Origin of the sequence: Stenotrophomonas sp. A3_2 (assembly GCF_036624925.1) — a bacterium.
In the GTDB taxonomy this organism is placed as follows: domain Bacteria; phylum Pseudomonadota; class Gammaproteobacteria; order Xanthomonadales; family Xanthomonadaceae; genus Stenotrophomonas; species Stenotrophomonas hibiscicola.
In genome coordinates, this window is sequence record NZ_JAZKVY010000036.1 from 1 (window position 1) to 16,474 (window position 16,474).

Annotated in this window: 13 protein-coding genes; 10 read left to right on the forward strand and 3 right to left on the reverse strand. The window is 67.6% G+C overall.

The window, feature by feature from the left end:
• The first annotated feature begins 382 nt into the window (after window positions 1–382).
• The 4 genes from folE (at window position 383) to R5H29_RS00285 (ending at window position 6,661) form a co-directional block, all read left to right on the forward strand.
• Window positions 383–994, forward strand: a complete 612-nt coding sequence (folE, locus tag R5H29_RS00270) for a GTP cyclohydrolase I FolE (protein ID WP_004141296.1) — start codon at window positions 383–385, stop codon at window positions 992–994.
• 112 nt (window positions 995–1,106) lie between these two features.
• Window positions 1,107–2,576 (forward strand): DUF3375 domain-containing protein, encoded by a 1,470-nt coding sequence (locus R5H29_RS00275; RefSeq protein WP_019658766.1) that lies wholly within the window; start codon window positions 1,107–1,109, stop codon window positions 2,574–2,576.
• Window positions 2,563–3,264 carry a DUF4194 domain-containing protein gene (locus R5H29_RS00280; RefSeq protein WP_019658765.1) on the forward strand — a complete coding sequence of 234 codons (702 nt, stop codon included), beginning with the start codon at window positions 2,563–2,565 and terminating at the stop codon, window positions 3,262–3,264. The genes R5H29_RS00275 and R5H29_RS00280 overlap by 14 nt, the downstream gene beginning before the upstream one ends.
• Before the next feature lie 16 nt (window positions 3,265–3,280).
• Window positions 3,281–6,661, forward strand: coding sequence for an SbcC/MukB-like Walker B domain-containing protein (locus tag R5H29_RS00285; RefSeq protein ID WP_332328543.1), 3,381 nt, complete (start codon window positions 3,281–3,283; stop codon window positions 6,659–6,661).
• A 96-nt stretch (window positions 6,662–6,757) separates the two neighbouring features.
• Here R5H29_RS00285 and R5H29_RS00290 read toward each other — a convergent pair whose 3' ends face one another.
• The gene (locus R5H29_RS00290; protein WP_134732508.1) at window positions 6,758–7,537 is read right to left on the reverse strand and encodes a TSUP family transporter; all 780 of its coding nucleotides are present in this window, start codon (window positions 7,535–7,537) and stop codon (window positions 6,758–6,760) included.
• Window positions 7,538–7,618: 81 nt separating this feature from the next.
• Here R5H29_RS00290 and R5H29_RS00295 point away from each other — a divergent pair, with 81 nt between their 5' ends.
• Entirely contained in the window at window positions 7,619–8,011 is a 393-nt protein-coding gene (locus tag R5H29_RS00295) for a YchJ family protein (protein WP_026346891.1), read from the forward strand.
• Here the strand turns inward: R5H29_RS00295 and R5H29_RS00300 are convergent.
• Window positions 7,993–9,276, reverse strand: a complete 1,284-nt coding sequence (locus R5H29_RS00300) for a diguanylate cyclase (protein ID WP_227845131.1) — start codon at window positions 9,274–9,276, stop codon at window positions 7,993–7,995. The two genes, R5H29_RS00295 and R5H29_RS00300, sit on opposite strands and share 19 nt — an antisense overlap.
• A 150-nt stretch (window positions 9,277–9,426) precedes the next feature.
• Here R5H29_RS00300 and egtB point away from each other — a divergent pair, with 150 nt between their 5' ends.
• The 4 genes from egtB (at window position 9,427) to R5H29_RS00320 (ending at window position 14,734) form a co-directional block, all read left to right on the forward strand.
• Window positions 9,427–10,698, forward strand: coding sequence for an ergothioneine biosynthesis protein EgtB (gene egtB / locus R5H29_RS00305; protein ID WP_332328544.1), 1,272 nt, complete (start codon window positions 9,427–9,429; stop codon window positions 10,696–10,698).
• Window positions 10,695–11,669 (forward strand): L-histidine N(alpha)-methyltransferase, encoded by a 975-nt coding sequence (gene egtD / locus R5H29_RS00310; protein WP_207050149.1) that lies wholly within the window; start codon window positions 10,695–10,697, stop codon window positions 11,667–11,669. The genes egtB and egtD overlap by 4 nt, the downstream gene beginning before the upstream one ends.
• A 78-nt stretch (window positions 11,670–11,747) precedes the next feature.
• The gene (locus R5H29_RS00315) at window positions 11,748–13,934 is read left to right on the forward strand and encodes a lytic murein transglycosylase (protein ID WP_332328545.1); all 2,187 of its coding nucleotides are present in this window, start codon (window positions 11,748–11,750) and stop codon (window positions 13,932–13,934) included.
• 26 nt (window positions 13,935–13,960) lie between these two features.
• On the forward strand, window positions 13,961–14,734 hold the full coding sequence (locus R5H29_RS00320; RefSeq protein ID WP_332328546.1) for a DUF2628 domain-containing protein: 774 nt from the start codon (window positions 13,961–13,963) through the stop codon (window positions 14,732–14,734).
• Window positions 14,735–14,740: 6 nt separating this feature from the next.
• Here R5H29_RS00320 and R5H29_RS00325 read toward each other — a convergent pair whose 3' ends face one another.
• Window positions 14,741–15,928: a benzoate/H(+) symporter BenE family transporter gene (locus R5H29_RS00325; protein WP_049412904.1), complete on the reverse strand. Its 1,188-nt coding sequence runs from the start codon at window positions 15,926–15,928 to the stop codon at window positions 14,741–14,743.
• On the opposite strand from R5H29_RS00325, the gene R5H29_RS00330 reads away from it, so the two are divergent.
• The gene (locus tag R5H29_RS00330) at window positions 15,921–16,175 is read left to right on the forward strand and encodes a hypothetical protein (RefSeq protein WP_125437961.1); all 255 of its coding nucleotides are present in this window, start codon (window positions 15,921–15,923) and stop codon (window positions 16,173–16,175) included. The two genes, R5H29_RS00325 and R5H29_RS00330, sit on opposite strands and share 8 nt — an antisense overlap.
• Window positions 16,176–16,474 lie beyond the last annotated feature (299 nt).

Consider the following 16,474-nt stretch of genomic DNA (forward strand, 5'->3'; position numbering starts at 1 on the left):
CCACCCACCCCACATCCCGCGAGCGCGGTGGGTTGGCTCTAAGGGCAAAAGCAGTGCGGACCAAGGTCCGCACCCACCAGGGCGGCACACCGCTTCCGAAGCCATGAACCCCCGCTTTTGACCCCGCTTTCGGGCGGTCCGGCCGCGCCCGCAGGAAACCGTCAGGGAGCGGGAAGGGCGGCAGGGCAGGACCGTGAGGCGCATGGATGCGCCGACCGAGCCCCCAGGGACGGGTTTACGGCGTTTCCTGCCCTGCCGCCCTTCCCGCTCCAAACCGATAGCAGTCCGGCGCCGCGCGTCACCCCCGATGAACCGTCCCAACAGGACGACCCACCCCCCGGTCGGGTACGATGCTCGCCCCCCGTTCGGGACGCTGTACGCAATGAGCAAGAACAACGAAAAGGCCGCCCCGCAGGGCGACGTGACCCAGGACCAGGCCGAGGATGCCGTGCGCACCCTGCTGCGCTGGGCCGGTGAGGACCCGTCCCGTGAAGGCCTGCTGGATACCCCCCGCCGTGTCGCCGAAGCCTATGGCGACTGGTTCAGCGGTTACCGCGACGACCCGCGCGCCTACATGGAGCGGACCTTCGAGGAAGTGGCCGGCTACGACGAACTGATCGTCCTGCGTGACATCGAGTACGAAAGCCACTGCGAACACCACATGGCGCCGATCATCGGCCGCGTGCATGTCGGCTACCTGCCGGCCGGCAAGGTGGTGGGCATCAGCAAGCTTGCCCGCGTCGTCGAAGCCTACGCCCGCCGTTTCCAGGTGCAGGAGAAGATGACCGCGCAGATCGCCCAGTGCATCCAGGACGTGCTGCAGCCGATCGGCGTCGGCGTGGTCGTCGAAGGCGCCCACGAGTGCATGACCACCCGCGGCATCCACAAGCGCGGCGTCAGCATGGTCACCTCCAAGATGCTGGGCAGCTTCCGCGACGACGCGCGCACCCGCGCCGAGTTCCTGCGCTTCATCGAAGTGGGCGGCAAGCGCTGAGCCGCTTGCCCGCACCGCGCCGGCCCCTGGTGGCCGGCATGCCCACGGCTGCCCACGCAGCCGCCGTGGGTGGCTGCTTGTCCCCACCAGACCTCATGACTCTTTTCGCTGCATGAAGCATCGCGAACGCATTGCCCGTTACCGTCACCTGCGCGAACAGCCCCAGTGGAAGCTGCTTGCCGCCGACCATGCCCCGGAAATCATCGGCCTGTTGCAGGGCCTGCTGATGGACGGCGAGCGCACGTTGCCTTCGTCGGTGCTCAACGAGCGCCTGCAGCGCGCGCTGGACCAGCTGGCCGGCGATGAACTCTCGCGCGAGCTGCCGCGGACCGCGCAGGCCTACATCGCGCACTGGCTGGCCCAAGGCTGGTTGGAGCGCCGCCTGCCCGAAGGCGCCGACCAGGAACAGTACGAGCTGTCGACCGCAGCGCTACAGGCGATCCGCTTCGCCGACGGCCTCGAGCAGGCTCGCGTGGCCGCCACCGAGAGCCGCCTGGCACTGGTCATCGAACAGCTCTCGCAGCTGGCCGCGCAGACCGAGTCCGACCCCGATGCCCGCCTCTCGGCGCTGCGCGACGAGCGCGACCGCATCGACGCCGAGATCGCCCGCGTCGGCGCCGGCCGCGTCACCGCGCTGGATGGCAAGCGCGCCCTGGAACGTGCGCGCCAGATCATCGGCCTGGCCGACGAGCTGACCGAGGATTTCCGGCGCGTGCGCGATGACTTCGAGCAGCTCAACCGCGAGTTCCGCGAACGCATCATCGACGATGAAGGCGAGCGCGGCGACGTGCTGTCGCAGCTGTTCGAAGGCGTGGACGTGATCGGCGAGAGTGATGCAGGGCGCAGCTTCCAGGCCTTCTGGCGTCTGCTCAATGACGCCGAGCAGAGCGCCCAGCTCGATGCCGCGCTGGAAGCGGTGCTGGCGCGTGGCTTTGCCCGGCGCCTGGACCGCAACGAGCGCAACTTCCTGCGCGGCTTCACCAGCACCATGCTCGAGCGCGGTGGCCAGGTGCACGACGTGCTGCAGCACTTCGCGCGCAGCCTGCGCGGCTTCGTACAGAGCCGTGGCTATCTGGAGCAGCGCCGCCTCAACCAGCTGCTCAAGCAGGCGCAGTCCGAAGCGCTGGCGCTGCGTGACGAGTTCCCCGCACAACGCGGCATCGGCCGCGACCTGCAGCTGACCACCAGCCGCCTGCGTTCGTGGTCGCAATGGAAGCTGCACGATCCGCGCAGTGCCCAGGTCGATGGCAACGTCGAGTACAACGACGCGGCCGCGATCAGTCTGGAAAGCGTCGGCGATCTGGTCGCTTCGTCCGAAATCGACTTCCGCACCCTGCGCCGCGACCTGCACGACCTGCTCGATGCACAGCCGCGGCTCAGCATCGCCCAGGCCCTGTCGCAGCGCGAAGCGCCGCAGGGCCTCGGCAGCGTCATCGGCTACCTGTCGCTGGGCACGCGTTTCGGCAACGTGGTCGCCGGCGAGCAGGAGCTTGCGCAATGGCGCGGTGGCGACGGCCAGATCCGCCGCGCCCGCATCCCGCTGGTTTGGTTCACCCAGGAGAGACGCCATGAGCTGGCATGAAGATCCCATCGAAGCACCGCAGGCCGACGTGGCGGAAGACGCCTACGAGGCCGAGCCGGCGGCGACCATGGCGCAGCCCCGCCGTGGCAACGACGTGTACTACCTCGGCGACACCGGGCGCCTGCCGCTGGATGCGCGCCGCGCGCTGTGCCAGCTGCTGATCGGCCCCAGCATCGACCAGCTGCGCCACGCCAAGCTGTGGCCCGCGCTGATCCGCAGCGAAGCGGCCATCCGCTCATCGCTGGCGGACCTGTTCCTGGAACTGGTGCTCGACCGAGACAGCGGCGTGGCGTTCACCCGCCAGGCCGATACCGAAGACGTTGATGCGCCGGTGCTGCTGCGCACCTCGCCGCTGACCTTCATCGACTCGGTGCTGCTGCTGTACCTGCGCCAGCAGCTGGCCGAGGCCGATGCACGCGGCAACCGCGCGGTGGTCGCCGACGCCGAGATGGCCGAAGCGCTGGCCATCTATGAAAAGAACCTGTCCACCGACCGCGCCGGCTTCAACCGCCGCGTTGCCTCGGCGGTGCAGAAGATGAAGGACAACCACATCCTGACCCGCCTCAGCGGCCAGGATGACCGCCACGAAGTCTCGCCGGCGCTGAAGCTGCTGTTCTCCGCCGAAGACGTGTCCCAGCTTTCGGCGGTGTACCGCCAGCTGCGCGAAACCCCGGCCGCCGAGGCCTGAGAGACCCGACCATCGCATGGCTATCTCCAAGCACACTCCCGCACTGTTCAACGAAGGCCTGCCGGACCCGCGCCTGCAGCAGTTCCGCATGCGCCGCCTGCAGGTGCACAACTGGGGCACCTTCAACGGCCTGACCGAAGTGCCGATCGCCGAGCGCGGCTTCCTGTTTGTCGGCCGCTCCGGCTCGGGCAAGTCGACCCTGCTCGATGCCATGTCCGCGCTGCTGACGCCGCCGGCCATCGTCGACTTCAACGCCGCTGCGCGTGAAGCCGAGCGCAGCGGCCGCGACCGCAACCTGGTGTCCTACGTGCGTGGCGCGTGGGCTGACCAGCAGGACAGCGGCACCGGCGAAATCGCCACCCAGTACCTGCGCAAAGGCGCCACCTGGACCGCACTGGTGCTGGAATACCGCGCCGGCGATGGCCGCGTGGTCAGCCTGGTGCGCCTGCTCTGGATCTCCGGCAACGGCACCTCGGCCGGCGATGTGCGCAAGCACTACATGATCGCCGAGCGCCCGTTCGACATCGCCAAGGATCTCGGCGGCTTCGACCTGGACCTGCGCAAGCTCAAGCAGAAGCTGTCCGACCTGCACCACTTCGACACCTTCTCCGGCTACGCCGAGCGCTTCCGCGACCTGCTCGGCATCGACAGCGAGATGGCGCTGCGCCTGCTGCACAAGACGCAGTCGGCGAAGAACCTGGGAGACCTCAACGTCTTCCTGCGCGACTTCATGCTCGACACGCCGAAGACCTTCGACGCCGCCGAGCGCCTGGTCAGCGATTTCGCCGAGCTTGATGGCGCACACCAGGCGGTGGTCACCGCCCGCCGCCAGGTGGAAACCCTGCTGCCGGCGCGCGCCTACTACAACGACCTGAAGGAAATGCACCGCCGGCGCGGTGACGACGAAGCCTTGAAACTTGGCGTCGACAGCTTCCGCGAGAGCCGCCGCCAGGCGCTGATCGAAGCGCGCCTGCGCGAGATGGACGTGCGTGACCGCGGCCTGCTTGGCGAAGAAGCCCAGCGCCGTGCTGCACTGGACAATCACACCGAGCGCCTGGCCGAACTGGAGCTGCAGCGCCGCCAGCAGGGCGGTGAGCGCATCGAGGAACTGGAACGCGAGCAGGGTCGTGCCGAAGCTGAGCGCGACCGGCGCCAGGCCAAGCGCGAGCAGGCACGCCAGGCGGCACAGCAGCTGGGGGCCGAACTGCCGGACGACGCGCACGGTTTCGCCGAACTGGTCGAGCGCGCGCAGAACGAGCTGCAGGATCGCCAGCGTGCCTCCTCGGCACTGGACGATGCGATCAGTGATCGCCTCGGTGGCAAGCGCGATGACGAGCGCCGTTTCGGCGAAGTCCGTGCCGAACTCGAAGCGATGCAGCGCACACCGTCCAACATCCCGGCGCCGATGCAGAAGCTGCGTGCGCGCCTGGCCGAAGAGACCGGCATCGCCGAGGCAGCGTTGCCGTTCGTAGGTGAACTGATCCAGGTCCGCGCGGAAGAGCAGGGCTGGCAGGGTGCCATCGAGCGCGTGCTGGGCGGTTTCGCGCTGTCGCTGCTGGTCGACGACAAGCACTACAACGATGTTGCCGAGTGGGTGAACCGCACTCACCTGGGCATGCGCTTCACCTACTACCGCGTGCGCCGCAACGATGATGCGTTCGCGCGCGAACCCTCGGCGAAATCGCTGCTGCACAAGCTTGAACTGCGCGAGCATGTGTTCGAAAGTTGGCTGCGCCGCGAGCTGGGCAAGCGCTTCGACTACGAATGCGTGGATGCCAAGCAACTGCGCAACGTCGACCGCGGCATCACCCGCGAAGGCCAGGTCAAGCATCCAGGTGACCGTTTCGAGAAGGACGACCGCAGTGCAGTGGGCGACCGCCGCCGCTGGATCCTCGGCTTCAACAACCACGACAAGGTCGGTGCCTTCGAGCGCGAAGCCCAGGAACTGGCCAAGCGCATCGCCAGCTGCGAGACCGACATCGCGCGCCTGCGCGGGCAACGTGACCGCGACAACGAACGCCGCCTGGCCTGCCACGAGCTGGTCAGCATCAGCTGGAACGAGATCGACATCGCCGCTCCGCAGCAGCGCCTGAGCGATATCGAAGCCACCCTGCGCGACCTGCGCGAAGGCAACGCCGATCTCGCCAGGCTGGCCAAGCAGATCGACGCCGTGCGTGCGGATATCGAACAGGCACGCCGCACCTATGAGGACGTTCGCGTCGAACGCGGCCAGCTGGTCAAGGAGCGCGACCGTCTCGATCGCGCCCGCCAGCAGAGCCGTGCACTGGTGCTGCCGACCCTGGCCCAGGAGCAGGAGGCCGGGCTTGCCGAGCGCCTGCAGGAGCAGGGTCCGCTCAGCCTGGAAACGCTCGAAGCGCACATGCGCCAGGTCAGCAACGCGCTGAACGAGCAGCTGTCGTCCTCGCAGCAGGACCTCAACCGCATCGAGAACCAGCTGACCGGCTGCTTCCGCCGCTTCATCCAGCAGTGGCCGGAGGAGTCGGGTGACTTCACCGTCTCGGTGGCCTCGGCCGAGGACTTCCTCGCCCGCCTCGAACGCCTGGAACGCGATGGCCTGCCGCAGCACGAAGAGCGCTTCTTCGATCTGCTGCAGAACCAGAGCAAGAACAACCTGCTGGCCCTGCAGCGCCACAGCGCCGAAGCCCGGAAGTCGATCGGACAGCGCCTGGATGAAGTGAATGCCAGCCTGGAGCAGGTGCCGTTCAACCGTGGCACGCTGCTGACCATCGAACTGAGCGACCGCCGCCTGCCGGAAGTTGCCGAGTTCCACCTGCAGCTGCGCGAGGTGCTGTCGCAGCAACAGACCGAGCAGCGTGAACTGGCCGAATCGCAGTTCACCGTGCTGCGCCAGCTGGTCAACCGACTGGGCTCGCAGGAAGGCGAGGACAAGCGCTGGCGCGAGCTGGTGCTGGACGTGCGCATGCACGTGGAGTTCATCGGCGTCGAGCTGGATGCGGAAACGCGCCAGCAGGTCGAGATCTACCGTAGTGGCGCGGGCAAGTCCGGTGGCCAGCGCCAGAAACTGGCCACAACCTGCCTGGCTGCGGCACTGCGCTACCAGCTCGGCGGCGCCGACAGCCAGCTGCCCAGCTACGCGGCGGTCGTGCTCGACGAGGCCTTCGACAAGGCCGACAACGAGTTCACCGCGCTGGCGATGAACATCTTCGACAACTTCGGCTTCCAGATGGTGGTCGCCACCCCGCTGAAGTCGGTGATGACGCTGGAACCGTTCATCGGCGGCGCCTGCTTCGTCGAAATCAGCGGCCGACACGACTCCGGAGTGTTGCTGATCGAGTACGACGAAGAAGGCAAGCGCCTGAAGCTGCCCGAGCGCAGTCGCCAGCAGGCCAACGAACCGGAAGAAGCCGAGGCCTGACCCGGCCGATCGTATGGGGAATGCCGGCCAGCGGCCGGCACACCCATGGGCGGGGTTCACGACCCGGCAGTGCCGGCCGCTGGCCGGCAACCGCTTTCACGAACCGCGGAACGTGTCCCACGCCATCCGCGCGATCAGCACCACCACCAGCCCCACGAACAGCTTGCGGATGAACGGCGTGCCGCCCTTCAGCGCCAGGCGCGTGCCCGCCACCGAACCGATGATGTTGGCGGCCGCCATCGGCAGCGCGAACAGCCACAGGATGTTGCCGGTTGGTACGAAGAACGAGATCGCTGCCACGTTGGTCGCCAGGTTCACGACCTTCGATGCCGCTGACGCGCGCAGGAAATCCAGCCCGAAGAAGCGTACGAACAGGAAGATCAGGAAGCTGCCGGTACCCGGCCCGAAGAATCCATCGTAGAAGCCGATCGCCGCACCGATCGCCAGTGCGATCACCAGCTCGCGGCGGCCGATCTCCTGTGGCCGGTGCAACGCGCCGAAGTCCTTCTTCCACAGCGTGTAGGCCAGCATCGCGATCAGCAGGACCAGCACCAGCGGGCGCACCGCGTCCTTGGGCAGCAGGCTTACCGCAGTGGCCCCGGCGAAGGAGAAGATGAAGGCGGTACCAGCCGCGAACAGTACCGGCTTCCACGGGAAACGCACGTTGCGCGCGTAACGCCAGGCAGCCGCACCGGTACCGAACATCGAACTGAACTTGTTGGTGCCGAACAGCATCGCCGGTGTCTGCTGCGGCAGCACCGTGAACAGTCCCGGCAGCTGCACCAGGCCACCGCCACCGACGGCGGCATCCACAAGACCGGCGATGAAGGCGATCACCACCAGCCACCACAACTCGGGGGGAACCAGTTCCAGCACGGCGATCAATCAAGGTGGGGGCGCGACAGCATACGCCCTTCGCCGATGGATGCTGGCGGCGCCCCGCGCGACAATGCGCGCATGAGCCGAAAACCTGCCGATCCCTGTCCCTGCGGGCTTCCCGCGGAGTACGCCGCCTGCTGTGGCCGTTTCCATGCTGGCGACACCGTCCCCGACGCCGAACGCCTCATGCGTTCGCGCTACAGCGCGTACGTGCGGGGCCTGGCAGGCTACCTGCGCCAGAGCTGGCATCCGGACACGCGTCCGGTCGAGTTGTCGCTGGATGACGCGCCCGGGCAGCGTACGCACTGGCTGGGCCTGACCGTCCATGAGCACACCGTCACCGGCGCTGACAGCGCCGAGGTGAGGTTCACCGCCCGCTACCGGGTAGGCGGCGGCAGCGCGGTGAAGATGACCGAACACAGCCGCTTCCTGCGCATCGACGGTCGCTGGTACTACCTCGACGCAGTCTGAGCCTCAGCCCGCTGTCCGGCGTTCGCCCGGATCTGGTTGCGGCCGCCGTCCTTGGCTGCGTACAGCGCCCGGTCGGCGGCCTTGACCACCGCTGCCGGGCGCGGGTCCACAAGGCTGTCGGCCAGGCCGATGCTCACCGTCACCTGCACTACCGGGCCGCTGCCGCCGCGCCCGCGTTGCTGACGCCCGGCGTCATCGTCGCGGCTGCGGGTGCTGCGGTCGCGCAGCTGCATGCGGGTGTCCTCGATGCTCTGCCGCAAGGCTTCCACGGCATCCATGCAGGCGTCGGCCGGCTGGCCCAGGAACACCACCGCGAACTCCTCGCCGCCGTAGCGGAACGCACGTCCACCATCACCGACCCGCGCCAGCCGCGAGGCCACCAGGCGCAGCACGTCGTCGCCGGTGTCGTGGCCGTGGGTGTCGTTGAACGATTTGAAGTGGTCCACGTCCACCATCGCGATGCTGTAGGTGCCGCGCGCCCGTTGCAGGGTCTCATTGAAGGCGCGGCGCCCTGGCAGGCCGGTCAGTTCGTCGCGGAACGCCATGTGGAACGACTCCTGCAGCATCGCGCCCAGCATCAGCAGCAGGGCCGCACTGGCCAGCGCAGGCAGCAGCACCGGCTGCAGGAAGACCCTCGGCAGCATCCACCACAGGCACAGCAGCGCCAGCAGCATAGCCGTGTGCAGCGGCCGCGGATGCCGCCATGCCTGCCAACCCAGCGCCGCCGTGGCCAGCAGGAACAGCAGCGCCGGCAGCTGCGCCAGCGCGTTCCAGTCGGCCGGGATCCACGCCCAATGACGGTTCGACAGCAGATCATGCATGCCGCGCGGCTGCTGCGCGGCCAGCAGCAGGAAGATCAGCAATGCCGTACTGCTGGCGACGGAGCGCAACAGCAGGTCGTGCCTGCGCCGCCCACGCTCCGGCCACAATGACAGGCCGGCGAACAGCAACGGCAGCCACGCCGAGATGGCATGGAAGCGCAGTGGTGTCAGCGCGCTGACATGGCCGCTGCGCAGGTAGCCGCCGACATCCTGGTGCAGCATCGCGAACATGACTGCCACCACCAACAGCAGGCAGAGCGCACGCACCTGGTGGTAGAGAAGGGCCAGGCCGGCACCGAGGCTGGCCAGCAGCCAGGGCAGAACGCGTTGGGCCGGACTGGCCACGTCTTCGTTGCCCAACGCCGCCCACAGCACCACGGCAACCAGCACGGCGGGCAGCACGAACAGGTAGTGCGCAGGCTGGCGGAGCGGATGCAGGGGCAATCAGGAATTCCAGCGCGGTGACGACGCGGCCGCAGCATTGCCGTTAGCGGCGTTCGGGGCGGCTTCTTGAATGCGGCAGGCCCATCCATGTGAACGAAGTGACGCCGGACCATGACATCGCACTCACCCGCCGGCACCGATGCTGTCGGCATGGACAGCGTACCCGCCGCCGTCGCTGCCCCGCAGCACGATCTCGCCCACCAGTTCGCACGCGTGCGTGCGCGCAGCATGCAACTGGCCGGCCCGCTCAGCGCCGAGGACGCCATGCTGCAGAGCATGGCCGATGCCAGCCCCAGCAAGTGGCACCTGGCCCACACCACCTGGTTCTTCGAACGCTTCGTGCTGGCCGGCTTCCCGCCTGCGCCTGCACATGACCCTGCATGGGACTACCTGTTCAACAGCTACTACAAGAGTATCGGCCCCGCCCATGCCCGGCCGCAGCGCGGCCTCCTCTCACGGCCCTCGCTGCAGCAGGTGCATGACTATCGCCAGCAGGTCGATGCACAGGTGCAGTCGCGGCTATCGGCAGGTGACCTGGACCCACACGCGCTGCACAACCTGCAGCTGGGCCTGCAGCACGAACAACAGCATCAGGAGTTGTTGTTGACCGACATCAAGCACGCGTTCTGGTGCAATCCGCTGCAGCCGGCCTACCGCGAGGACCTGCCCACCCCCCCTGGCGCTGCCAGTGCACAGGGGTGGATCGAATCACCCGAGCGCATCGTTACCGTCGGCGCTGCAGCCTGGCCGCAGCACGCTGCGTTTGCCTACGACAACGAATCGCCGCCGCACCGCGTGCTGCTGCCGGCACATGCTCTGGCCGAACGTCCCGTCAGCAATGCCGAGTACCGTGCTTTCATCGATGCCGGCGGCTACCGCGAACCGCGCTGGTGGCTCAGTGAAGGCTGGGCATTGCGTGAAGCCGAGGACTGGCAGCACCCGCTGTACTGGGATGACACCCTGCAGCGCGAATACACCCTGGGCGGTTGGCGCGAACTGGATCCGCACGCGCCGGTCTGCCATCTCAGCTACTTCGAGGCCGATGCCTGTGCCCGCTGGGCCGGGGCACGCCTGCCCAGCGAGTTCGAGTGGGAGGCCGCGGCCGCGTCTCAGGCGGTGCGGGGCCACTTTGCCGATGACGATCACCTGCACCCGCAGGCGGGGCAGGGCAGCGGCCTGCGCCAGCTGTTCGGTGATGTCTGGGAGTGGACTCACAGCGCGTATGGCGCCTATCCCGGCTACCGCCCTTTCGCGGGCAACCTCGGTGAGTACAACGGCAAGTTCATGTGCGGCCAATGGGTGCTGCGCGGCGGCAGCTGCGTCACGCCACGGGGCCATGTGCGCGCCAGCTATCGCAATTTCTTCATGCCGCCGGCGCGCTGGCAGTTCTCCGGACTGCGCCTGGCCAGGGACCTCACATGAGCACCGTGCACGACGCGCTGCAGGCGTTGACCGACCTCACCCCCGGCCGCCAGCAGATCCTCACCGACGTGGTGGCCGGGTTGTCGCGCACACCGCGCCAGCTGCCATCCAAGTATTTCTACGATGCACGCGGCTCACGCCTGTTCGAGCAGATCACGCAGACCTGCGAGTACTACCCCACGCGTACCGAGCTGGCGCTGCTGGCGCGGGTGCTGCCGGACATCGCCCGCAGCGTCGGTCCTCATGTTCATGTGGTGGAGCTGGGCAGCGGCAGTGGCCGCAAGACCGCGCTGCTGCTGGCGGCACTGCAGGACCCCGTGGCCTACACCCCCATCGAGATCTCGCGCGCCGCGCTGCTGTCCAGCATCGACCATCTGGCCCCGGCGCTGCCGGACGTCGAGATGCTGCCGGTCTGTGCCGACTTCACCCGCGCGGTCGCCGTCCCGATACCGGAACGCGAGCCTGCGCGGCGCCTGTTGTTCTTCCCGGGCTCCACGTTGGGCAATTTCATCGAAGAGGATGCCGTCGCACTGCTGCGCGCGATGCGCCAGACCATGGGCCGCGATGGCCTGGCCCTGGTCGGCATCGATCTGCACAAGGACCCGGCATTGATCGAAGCCGCCTACAACGATGTGCAGGGCATCACTGCTGCATTCACCCTCAACCTGCTGGCGCGCCTGAACCGCGAGATCGGCAGCGACTTCGATCTGGACGGCTTCCGCCACCGCGCCCGCTACAGCATCGCGCGGCTGCGCATCGAAACCGATCTGGTCAGCCAGCGCGCACAGGACGTCCGTCTGGATGGCCGCACCTTCCACTTCCAGGCCGACGAGCCGATCCGCGTCGAATACAGCCACAAGTACACCGACGACAGCTTCGAAGCGTTGCTGCTGCCAGCGGGCCTGCAGGTCGTGCGGCGCTGGGATGCTGAAAGCCCGGCCTATGGCCTGCGCCTGCTTCGCGCCCTTTAGCCGCCGCCAGCCCGCGCTGCTTCAGGTCCGCCTACGCTGCGCCTAAGATGGCCCTGCAACGGCAACACGGAGGACGCCATGCCCATTCTGACCACGCTCGGCCTGGCGGCCGTGCTCGCCGCGGCACCCGCTTCGACAGCAGCGCCTGCGGCCAGCAGCGATCCCGCTTTCAGCCGCTGCCTGGCCGTCCTGCAATCGACAGCCGCCAGCCAGGGCATCAGTGCCGACCGCTTCAATGGGATTATCGCCGGGCTCACCCCCGATCCCAGCGTGCTCGGCCTGCTCGACGCGCAGCCGGAATTCACCACGCCGATCTGGGACTACCTGGCCGCGCTGGTCGATCGCCAGCGCGTGGACGATGGGCGCGTCCTGCTGCAGCAGCATCGGGCCCTGCTTGATCGGGTGTCGGCCCAGTACGGCGTCGATCCGGCCACCATCGTCGCAGTCTGGGGCGTGGAGAGCGACTACGGCCGTGTGTTCGGCAAGCGCCCGCTGCTGCAGTCGCTGGCCACGCTGTCCTGTGCCGGCCGCCGCCAGCCCTTCTTCCGTGGTGAGCTGCTGGCCCTGCTCAAGTTGATCGACCGCGGCGACCTGCAGGCACAGGGGCTCACCGGTTCCTGGGCCGGCGCCTTCGGGCATACGCAGTTCATGCCCAGCACCTATGCACGCATCGCCGTGGACGGTGATGGCGATGGCCGCCGCGATCTGGTCGGCAGCATTCCCGATGCGCTGGCGTCCACCGCCAATTACCTCAAGCGCGCCGGCTGGCGCAGCGGAGAGCCGTGGGGCATGGAAGTGCGTATCCCGCCCGGTTTCGACGCCAGCCAGGCCGGGCGCACCCAGCGTCGGGCGCTGGCCGACTGGCGTGCGCAAGGTGTGACCGCATTGGATGGCAGCGCGTTGGCCCCGGCCAACCTGCCTGCCGACGCGCGCGCGGCCCTGCTGCTGCCGGCGGGCGGCAAGGGCCCTGCGTTGCTGGTGTTCCGCAACTACGACGCGATCTACAGCTACAACGCTGCCGAAAGCTACGCGCTGGCGATCGCCACGCTGGCCGACCAGCTGCGTGGCGGCACGGGCCTGGCCACGGCCTGGCCGACCGATGATCCCGGTATCGGCCGCGATGAGCGCCGCCAGCTGCAGACCCTGCTGCTGGCCCGCGGCCACGACATCGGAAGCGCCGACGGCATGATCGGTACGGCCACGCGTCGCGCCATCCAGGTCGAGCAGCAGCGCCTGGGCTGGGCCAACGCAGATGGGCGCGCGGGACAGCGTATCCTTCGCACTCTGCAGAACGCGCCGCGCACTGCACCGGTGCCCACGCGTTTCATGCTTCCCAGCAACTACAGTGCCGTGCAATCGCCGGCCATACGGAGTCGATCCCACGTGCAGCAGATCCAGGGTGTACGCAGCGGGCAGTACCAGGGGCTCGATGCCTGGCTGGTGGAAACCGGCGACGCCAGCGCGGCCATCAGTGTGTTTGGCGGCCAGCTGCTTTCCTTCGTGCCCAAGGGCCAGCCGGATCTGATGTGGCTGTCCCCCCGGCGCGCCGAACTGCCCACGCCGATCCGCGGAGGCAGCCCCGTCTGCTGGCCGTACTTCGGCCGCCAAGGCCAGGGCAACGACGTGCCCGCCCACGGTTTCGTCCGTACCGTGCCGTGGGAACTGCAACAGGCCCGTCGCCTGGACGACGGCAGCATCGAGCTCACGCTGGCACCCCCGGTGCTGCAGAGCCTGGACCTGCGATTGAGGATGACTGTGCGCGTAGGCCGCCAGTTGACCCAGCGACTGATCACCGAGAACGTCGGCAGTTCCCCTGCCAGCATCACCCAGGCGCTGCACAACTATTTCCGCGTGGGTGATGCCAGCGCGGTGGATGTGGACGGCGTGGACGGACTGGACTATCTGGACAAGTTCGAGAACTATGCGACGCCGCGTCGGCAGCAGGGCGCCTGGACGTTGCGCGATCCCCGTGATCCCGGGCGCAGCGACCGCATCTACACGCAGGCCAAGGGTCACTATGTCCTGCGTGATCCGGTGCTGAAACGCCGCATCGACATCCGTACGGAAGGAAGCCGCTCGCTGGTGGCGTGGAATCCCGGTGCCGAGGCTGCAGCGAAGATGGCAGATGTGGGTGAGGGCTGGCGCGACTACGTCTGCCTGGAAGCGGCCAACGCCGGACCCGACGTGGTGACCCTGCCGCCGGGTGGCAGCCATGTGCTGTCACAGACATTGTCCGCGGCACCGTGGACACCGGTAACCCGGTAACGAATCAACGCAGCAAGGATGTTTTCATGCAGGACGCACAGTGGTGGTACGCCAACAGCAGGCAGAGCGAAGGACCGGTGGACCTGGCCGCCCTGCGTCGCCTGCAGCAGGACGGCACGGTGACGGCACGCACGCTGCTGTGGCGCGAAGGCATGCCCTCGTGGCGCCCCTTGGCGGAGCTGGAACAGGATTCAACGCCCATCGAGACGGCGCCGGCTCCGGATATCGACACAGCCCCACCGGTTGAGGTCGTTGCGCCAAGTGTCGGCGATCCGTCCGATCCGTATCGAGCCCCCGCCGCTGCACCGGATACGGCTGCCGCCGCGGGGCTGGAGGACGAGATGGCCTTGTACGCCAGCGTGGTCGGCGGCAACTTCCCGATCTATCGCCAGCGCTGGCGACTGGATCAGGGCATTGCCACCGCCAGTGGAACCTGGCACTGGCCGGCCTTCCTGCTCGGCCCGATCTGGATGATGTACCGCAGGATGTACCGCCTGGCGGCAATGTGGGTCGGCCTGCTGCTGCTGATCAGCGTGGTGGAGACCTTGCTGGATGTGCCCGAAGGCGTGTCGCTGGTCATCACCATCGCGCTCAGCGTCACCACCGGCACCTTTGGCAACACCTGGTACCTGGCACACTGCCAACGCCTGATCGCCCAAGCCCGTGCCGTCAGCGGCGGCGATGACGCACGGCTGCGCAGCGAGCTGACCGCACGCGGCGGCACCAGCGTGGTCGCCACACTGGCCGCCATCGTCATCTCGGTGGTGTTGAGCACCGTCGGCGCCGCACTGGCGGGGTAGGACAGGTCAGCGGCCCTGACGCGGCCGCAGCACCAGCAGGCACAGCGCACCGGCCACCAGGCCCCAGAACGCCGAACCGATGCCGGCCAGTGAGACGCCGGAGGCGGTGACCAGGAAGGTGACCAGTGCCGCCTCGCGGTCCTGCTCTACTGCCAGCGCACTGGCCAGGCTGTTGGCGATGGTGCCGAACAACGCGATACCGGCCACGCAGGCCACCAGCTCCTTTGGGAAAGCCGCGAACAGGGCGGCCACGGTGGCACCGAACAGCCCGATGACAATATAGAAAGCCCCAGCGGCCATGGCGGCGGTGTAGCGCCGTGCCGGATCCTCGTGCGCATCACGGCCCATGCAGATCGCGGCCGTGATCGCGGCCAGGTTCAGTGCGTAGGCACCGAACGGCGCCAGCAATGTATTGACCACGCCGATCCAGCCGATCAGCGGCGACACCGGCGCGTCATAGCCGGAGGCACGCATCACTGCCACACCGGGAATGTTCTGCGAGGCCATGGTGACCACGAACAGGGGCAGGGCGATGCCGGCTACCGCAGTCCAGGACAGGGACGGGGTCACCCATTGCGGCACCGCCAGCTGCAGCTGCACCTGCTGTGCGTGCAGCAGGTCACGGCTGGCTGCGACCGCGATGCCGACCAGCAGTGTGGCGATGACCGCATAGCGCGGGAACAAGCGGCGTCCCGCCAGCCAGGTGGCGAACATTGCCAGTGCCAGTACCAGTTGGGAATTCATGGCCACGAACACGTCCAGACCGAAGCGCAGCAGCACGCCGGCCAGCATGCCGGCGGCCAGCGCCATCGGCACCCGCTGCATCAATCGTGCGAACACCCCGGAGAAGCCTGCCAGCATGCCAAGCACCGCAGCGAGCAGGAATGCGCCGGTGGCTTCAGCGAGCGAGTCGCCACCAGCACCGACCACCAGCATCGCCGCGCCCGGTGTCGACCATGCGGTCACCACCGGCACGCGATAGCGCAGCGACAGCCCGATGCAGGTGACACCCATGCCCAGTCCCAGTGCCCACATCCATGAGGCGATCTGTGCCTGGTCGGCACCGACAGCCTGTGCGGCCTGGAACACGATCACTGCGGAACTGGCGAAGCCGACCAGCACGGTGATGAAGCCGGCGACCACGGCCGGCACTGAAAGGTCGCGCCACCATGCTTGCCGCACCTGCATGTTCATTGCCGTCTCTCCTTGTTGCATCCGTGCATTGATAGCCGTTGCGGCGTTGACCGCGCAACGCGCGGGCAACGCCGCAGTGATCTTCGAGCGTACGTCATGCCTGAAGTCGCGGCGCTTCTGTCATCACCATGAAAAAAAAGCCTTGACGAAATCTGCAGGATCTCTAGAATTCGCCCCCTTGCTGCAACGCATCGCTTCCTCGGAAACGGCACGCGATCAGCAACGCCATCACCGGCGAACGAGTTGATCGAACGAAGGTGTTGACGGACTCGGAAAGTCCGGCATAATAGGCGGCTCGCAACGACGAAAGACCCTCGGGTCCAACGACGAAGCAGCATCGGCAACAACGTCCACTCCGGTGAGACGGCCTTGAAAAAAGGTGTTGACGAAGCGGAAAAGCCGGCTATAATGGGCGGCTCGCTACGAAGGAAACTTCGCAGCACACGGGAATGGCGCTGAGGCCACTTCCCCGGATCTTTGAAAGTATGCGCAGGTATCTTGTGAAGGCGCCTGCAGGAAGGATGATTGTCCATCTTGCAGACGTTT

Coding starts and splice junctions, on each gene's coding strand:
- folE (WP_004141296.1), top strand. CDS start 383: ATGAGCAAGAACAACGAAAAGGCCGCCCCGCAGGGCGACGTGACCCAG.
- R5H29_RS00275 (WP_019658766.1), top strand. CDS start 1,107: ATGAAGCATCGCGAACGCATTGCCCGTTACCGTCACCTGCGCGAACAG.
- R5H29_RS00280 (WP_019658765.1), top strand. CDS start 2,563: ATGAGCTGGCATGAAGATCCCATCGAAGCACCGCAGGCCGACGTGGCG.
- R5H29_RS00285 (WP_332328543.1), top strand. CDS start 3,281: ATGGCTATCTCCAAGCACACTCCCGCACTGTTCAACGAAGGCCTGCCG.
- R5H29_RS00295 (WP_026346891.1), top strand. CDS start 7,619: ATGAGCCGAAAACCTGCCGATCCCTGTCCCTGCGGGCTTCCCGCGGAG.
- egtB (WP_332328544.1), top strand. CDS start 9,427: ATGGACAGCGTACCCGCCGCCGTCGCTGCCCCGCAGCACGATCTCGCC.
- egtD (WP_207050149.1), top strand. CDS start 10,695: ATGAGCACCGTGCACGACGCGCTGCAGGCGTTGACCGACCTCACCCCC.
- R5H29_RS00315 (WP_332328545.1), top strand. CDS start 11,748: ATGCCCATTCTGACCACGCTCGGCCTGGCGGCCGTGCTCGCCGCGGCA.
- R5H29_RS00320 (WP_332328546.1), top strand. CDS start 13,961: ATGCAGGACGCACAGTGGTGGTACGCCAACAGCAGGCAGAGCGAAGGA.
- R5H29_RS00330 (WP_125437961.1), top strand. CDS start 15,921: ATGTTCATTGCCGTCTCTCCTTGTTGCATCCGTGCATTGATAGCCGTT.
- R5H29_RS00325 (WP_049412904.1), bottom strand. CDS start 15,928: ATGAACATGCAGGTGCGGCAAGCATGGTGGCGCGACCTTTCAGTGCCG.